The 7,562-nt window shown below is 71.2% G+C and carries 7 protein-coding genes; 5 read left to right on the top strand and 2 right to left on the bottom strand.

Annotated features, from left to right (window positions below; genetic code table 11):
- Nucleotides 1-197 precede the first annotated feature (197 nt).
- The 5 genes from pyrH (at nucleotide 198) to N864_RS16680 (ending at nucleotide 5,781) form a co-directional block, all read left to right on the top strand.
- Nucleotides 198-929, top strand: coding sequence for a UMP kinase (gene pyrH, locus N864_RS16700; protein WP_034719428.1), 732 nt, complete (start codon nucleotides 198-200; stop codon nucleotides 927-929).
- Nucleotides 930-998: 69 nt separating this feature from the next.
- Nucleotides 999-1,556, top strand: a complete 558-nt coding sequence (frr, locus tag N864_RS16695; protein ID WP_034719426.1) for a ribosome recycling factor — start codon at nucleotides 999-1,001, stop codon at nucleotides 1,554-1,556.
- Between the two features lie 18 nt (nucleotides 1,557-1,574).
- On the top strand, nucleotides 1,575-2,441 hold the full coding sequence (locus tag N864_RS16690; RefSeq protein WP_034719424.1) for a phosphatidate cytidylyltransferase: 867 nt from the start codon (nucleotides 1,575-1,577) through the stop codon (nucleotides 2,439-2,441).
- 59 nt (nucleotides 2,442-2,500) lie between these two features.
- Nucleotides 2,501-3,700, top strand: coding sequence for a dual-specificity RNA methyltransferase RlmN (gene rlmN, locus N864_RS16685; RefSeq protein ID WP_051518711.1), 1,200 nt, complete (start codon nucleotides 2,501-2,503; stop codon nucleotides 3,698-3,700).
- Nucleotides 3,701-3,870: 170 nt separating this feature from the next.
- Entirely contained in the window at nucleotides 3,871-5,781 is a 1,911-nt protein-coding gene (locus tag N864_RS16680) for a propionyl-CoA synthetase (protein WP_034719421.1), read from the top strand.
- A gap of 8 nt (nucleotides 5,782-5,789) precedes the next feature.
- On the opposite strand, the gene N864_RS16675 is transcribed toward N864_RS16680, so the two are convergent.
- Complete coding sequence (locus N864_RS16675; RefSeq protein WP_051518710.1) at nucleotides 5,790-6,986, bottom strand: TIGR04053 family radical SAM/SPASM domain-containing protein; 1,197 nt, start codon at nucleotides 6,984-6,986, stop codon at nucleotides 5,790-5,792.
- Nucleotides 6,983-7,562 (bottom strand): FAD-dependent oxidoreductase (locus N864_RS25115; RefSeq protein ID WP_034719418.1); only part of this gene is annotated, 580 nt, incomplete at its 5' end. The genes N864_RS25115 and N864_RS16675, both read right to left, overlap by 4 nt.

Below are 7,562 nucleotides of genomic sequence, written 5' to 3'. Positions count from 1 at the left end.
GCTCCACGGCCGCACCGTGGAGCGCCTCGCCGTGCCCGCCGCCGTGCCCGCCACCGTGCCCGCCACCGTCCGACCGGGCTGACGCGCCCAGGCGCGGGAGGGCGGCATACCCGACATTCATGGCTCCGGGACCGCGCCCGAGTGGTGATGTGGAAAGATCGGGCGACCCCGTGTTGCGCTGCCCACAAGGAGCACCCATGACCGAAATGTCGACCTCACCGCGCCGTCGGCGCGTCCTGCTCAAGCTCTCGGGAGAGGCCTTCGGGGGAGGACAGGTCGGCGTCGACCCCGCCGTCGTCCAGTCGATCGCACGCCAGATCGCACCCCCGGTCAGCGAGGGCGTGCAGGTCGCCATCGTCGTCGGCGGCGGCAACTTCTTCCGGGGGGCCGAGCTGCAGCAACGTGGCATGGACCGGACCCGCGCCGACTACATGGGGATGCTGGGCACCGTGATGAACTGCCTCGCCCTGCAGGACTTCCTCGAGAAGGAGGGCATCGAGACGCGGGTCCAGACGGCGATCCAGATGACCCAGGTCGCCGAGCCGTACATCCCCCGCCGCGCCATCCGGCACCTCGAGAAGGGACGCGTCGTGATCTTCGGAGCCGGGGCTGGCATGCCGTTCTTCTCGACCGACACCGTGAGCGCCCAGCGCGCCCTCGAAATCAAGTGCGACGTCGTGCTGATGAGCAAGAACGGCGTCGACGGGGTCTACGACTCCGACCCGCGGCTCAACCCGGAGGCCAAGAAGCTCGACACGGTGACCTTCACCGAGGCGATCTCGGACGGCCTCAAGGTCGTCGACGCGGCCGCCTTCAGCCTCTGCATGGAGAACAAGCTGCCGATGCTCGTCTTCGGCATCGAGGGCCCCGGCAACGTCACCCGCGCGCTGCGTGGTGAGAAGATCGGCACGCTGGTCGTCAACGCCTGACGGCTCGGCAGGGCCGACCCAGCACCGCACACCACCGACACACCCAAAAAGGGGACGAGGAAGAGCACCATGATCGACGAGACCATGTTCGAGGCCGAGGAGAAGATGGACAAGGCCGTCGAGGTCGTCAAGGAGGACTTCGCCGGAATCCGCACCGGTCGAGCCAACCCCGGCCTGTTCAACAAGCTCCTCGTGGACTACTACGGGGCGCCGACGCCGCTGCAGCAGCTCGCGTCGTTCCAGAACCCCGAGGCCCGCACGATCCTCGTCATCCCCTTCGACAAGTCGGCGATGCACGCCATCGAGAAGGCCATCCGCGACAGCGACCTCGGAGTCAACCCGAGCAGCGACGGCCACCAGATCCGGTGCATCATGCCCGAGCTGACGGAGGAGCGCCGCCGCGACTACATCAAGCTGGCGCACACGAAGGCCGAAGAGGCCCGGGTGTCCGTGCGCAACATCCGCCGCAAGGCGAAGACTGACATCGACAAGCTCGTCAAGGACGGCGAGGTCGGCGAGGACGAGGGGTCGCGTGCGGAGAAGGACCTGGAGGCCCTGACCAAGAAGCACACCGACCTCATCGATGCCCTCGCCAAGGCCAAGGAGTCCGAGCTGCTCGAGGTCTGACCTTCGACGCTCGTCATCATGTCCAGCGCAGAGCCAGCCGGCACTCGCAGGTCACGCCGTGAACAGAAGCCATCGCGTGCCGGCCGCGACCTCAAGGCCGCCATCGGCGTCGGGGTCGGCCTCGGTGTCGTCATCGTCGCGACCCTGTTGGTCAAGAAGGAGTCCTTCCTCGTCGTCGTCGCGGCCGCCATCGGCGTCGGCGTGTGGGAGATGCGCCACGCGCTGACCCAGCAAGGGATCCGCGCGCCCCTCGTTCCTGCCGTCGTCGGGTCGGTCGCCATGCTGTGGGCCGCCTACGTCCACGGGCCCGGGGGTCTCGTCCTCGCGTGGTGCCTCACCGCCGCCGCGGTGGTCATCTGGCGTGCGGCTGGACCGCTCGACGGCGCGGCGCGGGACGTGCTCGGGGGCGTGCTCATCACGGCCTACCCAGCCCTGCTTGCCGGGTTCGCGGTGATGCTGCTCGCTGCCGAGGACGGTGTCGGCCGCGTGTTCGTCTTCCTCATCATCACGGTCTGCAGCGATGTCGGCGGGTACGCCGCGGGAGTGCTGCTCGGCAAGCACCCCATGGCGCCGACGATCAGTCCGAAGAAGTCCTGGGAGGGCTTCGGCGGCTCCGTCCTGCTGTGCGTCATCGGGGGCGCCCTCACGGTCCGGCTGCTGCTCGAGCACCCGTGGTGGGTCGGCGTCCTGCTCGGCGTCGCCGTCGCCGTCGCCGCGACCATCGGCGACCTCATGGAGTCGCTCATCAAGCGGGACCTGAGGATCAAGGACATGTCCAACGTCCTTCCCGGCCATGGCGGCATCATGGACCGGCTCGACTCCCTCGTCGTGGTCGCCCCCATGGTGTGGGCCGTCCTCACCCTCCTCGCACCGCAGGCCCTGTGACCGCCCTCCGACCGCGGGCCGGGGCTGGATTTGGCGGCACCTGAGACAATTGGGCTGCGATGAGTGATGACCAGCCCGACAGCGCCCCCACAGCACCCGTGGAGCTGCCCACCCCGACCACCAGCCGGCCCACCCCGGGCCAGCTCACCTTCCGTGCCCCCCGCCGCGGCAAGCCGCCGCGGCACCTCGCCGACTTCGAGCCCGCCGAGCGCAAGGGGGTCGTCGAGTCCCTCGGTCACCAGGGCTTCCGAGCCAAGCAGCTGTCCACGCACTACTTCGAGCGGCTCGTCGCCGACCCGGAGGAGATGACGGACCTGCCCAAGGCCGTGCGGAGCGAGCTCGTCCACGACCTGCTCCCGACGCTCCTCACCCCGGTGGTGCGGCGACAGGCCGACGACGGGCAGACGATGAAATATGCGTGGCGGCTGCACGACGGGGCCATCGTCGAGTCGGTGCTGATGCGGTATCCCGGCCGGGTCACCATCTGCATCTCCAGCCAGGCCGGCTGTGGCATGAACTGCCCGTTCTGCGCGACCGGACAAGCGGGCCTGACCCGCAACCTCTCCACCGCCGAGATCGTCGAGCAGGTGGTCTGGGCCGCCCGGGCGCTGCGTCATGGCGAGCTGGCCGGGGGAGACGCGGGTGACCAGGAGGCCCCGCTGCGCGTCAGCAACGTCGTCTTCATGGGCATGGGGGAGGCCCTGGCGAACTACAAGGCAGCCGTCGGCGCGATCCGGCGGCTCACCGACCCGGCACCCGACGGGCTCGGGATGTCGGCCCGTGGCCTCACCATGTCGACAGTCGGCCTCGTGCCCGCCATCGACAAGCTCGCGGCCGAGGGGATCCCGGTGACCCTCGCCCTCTCGCTCCACGCGCCGGACGACGAGTTGCGTGACGAGCTCGTGCCGATCAACACGCGGTGGAAGGTCGATGAGGCCCTCGACGCAGCCCGTCGCTACTTCGAGGCGACCGGACGGCGGGTGTCCATCGAGTACGCCCTGATCCGCGACATCAACGACCAGGGCTGGCGCGCAGACCTGCTCGGCGAGAAGCTCAACGCCCGCGGCCGCGGCTGGGTGCACGTCAACCCCATCCCGCTCAACCCGACACCGGGCTCGAAGTGGACCGCGAGCCGACCCGGCGTCGAGCAGAACTTCGTCGAGCGGCTCCGGGCCCACGGCATCCCGACGACGATCCGCGACACCAGGGGCCAGGACATCGACGGGGCCTGTGGCCAGCTGGCGGCTGCCACGGCTTGACGCCGGAGTTTGCGCTCAGTCGACGGGTGGCAACCGGAGCTTGCGCTCACTCGACGGTGGCGTGCGATTGGTCACAGCCGCGCGGCCGCTCGGCGCGGCCGGAAGGCCGCTCACCGGCTCGCGCTGGCTCGGCTCTGGCACTCGGCAACCCGGCCCGGCAGAGTGGGCACATGAGCGACGGAGCCAGCACAGCGGCATACAGCGACATCTACCGGCGCAGCCTGAGCGACCCGGAGGGGTTCTGGCGCGAGGCGGCGGCCGACATCGACTGGATCACACCCCCGGAGCGGATCCTCGACGACAGCAACCCGCCGTTCTACCGCTGGTATCCGGGCGCCGTCCTCAACGTCTGCCACAACGCCGTCGACCGCCACGTCGACGCCGGGCGCGGCGACCAGGCGGCGATCCACTACGACTCGCCGGTGACGGGCAGCAAGCGCACGGTCACCTACGCCGAGCTCCTCGAGCAGGTGCGCGCGGTCGCCGGGGGCCTCAAGGGCCTCGGGGTGGAGCAGGGCGACCGCGTCGTCATCTACATGCCGATGGTCCCCGAGGCCGTCGTCGCGATGCTCGCCTGCGCGCGCATCGGCGCGGTGCACTCGGTCGTCTTCGGGGGCTTCGCGCCCCAGGAGCTCGCGGCGCGGATCGACGACGCCGCGCCGCGGGTCGTCCTGTCGGCCTCGTGCGGGGTCGAGCCGTCCCGCGTCGTGCCGTACAAGCCGTTCCTCGACGAGGCGATCAAGCGCTCGGACCACCAGCCGGAGCACTGCGTCATCCTCCAGCGCGACCAGCTGCGCGCGGAGCTGGGCGAGCGGGACCTCGACTGGGACGAGTTCTTCTCGAGCGAGTCCGCGCGGGCGGGCGCCGACTGCGTCCCCGTCGCGAGCACCGACCCGCTCTACATCCTCTACACCTCGGGGACGACCGGGAAGCCGAAGGGGATCTACCGCGACTCAGGCGGCTACGCCGTCGCCCTCCGGTGGTCGATGAAGAACCTCTACGACATCTCCCCGGGCGAGACGATGTTCACCGCCAGCGACATCGGCTGGGTCGTCGGGCACTCCTACATCGTCTATGCGCCGCTGCTGACCGGCGCGACGACGATCCTCTACGAGGGCAAGCCGATCGGCACCCCTGATGCCGGGGCCTTCTGGCGCGTGATCGAGGAGTACGGCGTCTCCGCGCTGTTCACCGCCCCCACCGCGTTCCGCGCGATCAAGAAGGAGGACGCCGACGGCGCCCTCCTCAAGGGCTACGACCTGTCGGGCTTCCGCACCCTGTACCTCGCCGGGGAGCGGCTCGACCCGGACACGTACGAGTGGGCCAGCGCCCGGCTCGGTGTGCCCGTCATCGACAACTGGTGGCAGACCGAGACGGGCTGGCCGATTGCCTGCAACCCCAAGGGGATCGAGCTGCTGCCGATCAAGCCGGGCTCGCCCACCGTCGCGGTCTGCGGCTACGACGTGCGGATCCTCGACCCCCAGGGCAACGAGGCCCCGGCCGGCACCGAGGGAGCCATCTGCATCCGGCTGCCGATGCCGCCCGGCACCCTGCCGACGCTGTGGCAGGACGACGAGCGCTACGTCAGCTCCTACCTGTCCGCCTTTCCCGGCCACTACCTCACCGGTGACGGCGGCTACCTCGACGAGGGCGGCTACCTGTTTGTCATGGGCCGCACCGACGACGTGCTCAACGTCGCAGGGCACCGGCTCTCGACCGGGTCCATCGAGGCCGCCCTCGCCGGCCACGAGGCGGTCGCCGAGTGCGCCGTCATCGGGGTGCACGACGACCTCAAGGGCCAGGTCCCCCGTGCGCTCGTCGTCCTCAAGTCGGGGATCGACGCGCAGAGCGAGGGGGAGCGGATCCGGGCCGAGCTCGTGACGCGCGTGCGGGCGGAGGTCGGCCCGGTCGCGGCCCTGCACCAGGTCGACATCGTCGGCGGCCTGCCCAAGACCCGCTCCGGCAAGATCCTGCGCAAGACGATGCGCGAGATGGCCGACGGGGCGAACCCGGCGGTGCCCGCGACGATCGAGGACGCGTCGGTCCTCGAGGCACTGGGCCCGGTGCTGCGCGGCAGCTGAGCGCTCGGTCAGGCGGTGGCGGGGACGTACACGCAGTTCGGGTCGGAGCCGAGCACGTCCCCGTTCACCGCGTAGGCCTGCGACCGGCTGCCGCCGCAGACCTCGCGGAACTCGCACGAGCGGCACTTGCCGGTCAGCTGGTCGGGGTCCCGCAGCGACCGCAGCACCGGGCTGGTGCGGTAGATGTCGCGGAAGCCCCCGTCGAGGACGTTGCCGCAGCGCTGGGGGAGGAAGCCGCTCGGGTACACATCGCCCCGGTGGTCGATGAACGCGAAGCCGCGCCCGGAGTTCACCTCGATCGGCGGGCGGCCACGCCGCCGGGAGGTATGCCGCTCAGCCCGGATGGGAGCCGTCGCCGCGGTGAGGCGGTGGTAGAGCTCACCGAGGACCGGCGTTGGGGCGCCGCTGGCCGCCGCCCGGGCGCGCTCGATGGCGACCCGCCGGTAGTGCGGGGCCTCGGTCGTCTTCAGGGCGACGAGGTCGGACACGTCGTGCAGCCAGTGCAGCACGTCCTCGACCTGCTCGGCCGTCAGCGCCTCCAGCAGCTGGCCGCGGCCGGTCGGCACGAGGAAGAAGACGCTCCACAACGACACGTCGAGGTCGAGCACCCGGCGGAGCAGCTCCGGCAGCTCGTCGACGTTGCCGCGTGTCACGGTGGAGTTGACCTGGAGCCGGAACCCGGCCGCCTTGACGTCCTGGGCCGCGACGAGCGTCTGGTCGAAGACCCCCCGCACGCCCCGGAAGGTGTCGTGCGTCGCGGCCGTCGCCCCGTCGAGGGACAGCGACACGGCCCCCGCTCCGGCGGCGCGCAGCTCGGCGAGGACCGCGGGGGTGAGTCGAGGGGTCACCGACGGCGAGAGCGCCATGTGCAGCCCGAGGCCGTGGCCGTGCCTCACCAGCTCGGCGAGGTCGGGCCGTTCGAACGGGTCACCTCCGGTCAGCACGACGATCGGGTAGGGAGCCCCGAAGCCGGCGATGTCGTCGAGCAGCGCCGTGCCCTGCTCGGTCGTCAGCTCGTGGGGGTCGCGCCGGTGCTGCGCGTCGGCCCGGCAGTGCCGGCAGACGAGCGCACACGCACGGGTCACCTCCCAGATGACGATCATCGGCCGGTCGCCCGGGTCGTGGCGCAGACGACGCACGGCCCGTCGCTCGGCGAGCTCGGCCCGCTCGGTGCTGTCCGTCTCGGGTGGTGCGGTCTCCCTCATGTGAGGCTCCGGGTCTGGGTGGGGTGGGACAAGCGGGTGAGGGTGGCCTCGGCGGCCTCATGAGCGGAGGCGACGCAGGCGGCGAGGCCGATGCCGTCGTAGGAGGCACCGGCCAGGGTCAGGCCGGGCAGCTCGCGCAGGTCGTCGCGCAGTGAGCGGACACGGGCGCGGTGACCGACGGTCTGTTGGGGCATGCCCCCGGGCCAGCGCTGGACGTGCACCGCCTGCGGCTCGGCCGCGAGGCCGGTCAGGTCGTGCAGGTCGGCGAGCAGCCGGGCGACCAGCTGCTCGTCGTCGACCTCGTCGAGTGTGTCGTCCCCGAAGCGACCGGCGGACAGGCGCACGAGGGTCGTCCCGCCGTCGTCGAGGTGCGGCCACTTCCGTGACAGGTGCGTCATCGCCTTGAGCAGCAGCCCCGCGCTCGTCGGCACGAGCACACCGTTGGCGCGGAACGCCCGGAGGTCGTCCGTCGCGCCCCGGTCGAGGGCCAGCACGACGGTCGCGACCCCGGCGGTCTCCACCTGCCGCAGTCGCTGGGCCACGCCGGCCGCCGCGCCCGCGAGGACCGTCGCGGCG

Source organism: Intrasporangium chromatireducens Q5-1 (assembly GCF_000576575.1).
Lineage (GTDB): Bacteria > Actinomycetota > Actinomycetes > Actinomycetales > Dermatophilaceae > Intrasporangium_A > Intrasporangium_A chromatireducens.
Note: the sequence above shows the minus strand (reverse complement) of the source record. Positions and strands in the feature narration are given on the sequence as shown.

Coding starts and splice junctions, on each gene's coding strand:
- N864_RS16690 (WP_034719424.1), top strand. CDS start 1,575: ATGTCCAGCGCAGAGCCAGCCGGCACTCGCAGGTCACGCCGTGAACAG.
- N864_RS16680 (WP_034719421.1), top strand. CDS start 3,871: ATGAGCGACGGAGCCAGCACAGCGGCATACAGCGACATCTACCGGCGC.
- frr (WP_034719426.1), top strand. CDS start 999: ATGATCGACGAGACCATGTTCGAGGCCGAGGAGAAGATGGACAAGGCC.
- rlmN (WP_051518711.1), top strand. CDS start 2,501: ATGAGTGATGACCAGCCCGACAGCGCCCCCACAGCACCCGTGGAGCTG.
- pyrH (WP_034719428.1), top strand. CDS start 198: ATGACCGAAATGTCGACCTCACCGCGCCGTCGGCGCGTCCTGCTCAAG.
- N864_RS16675 (WP_051518710.1), bottom strand. CDS start 6,986: ATGAGGGAGACCGCACCACCCGAGACGGACAGCACCGAGCGGGCCGAG.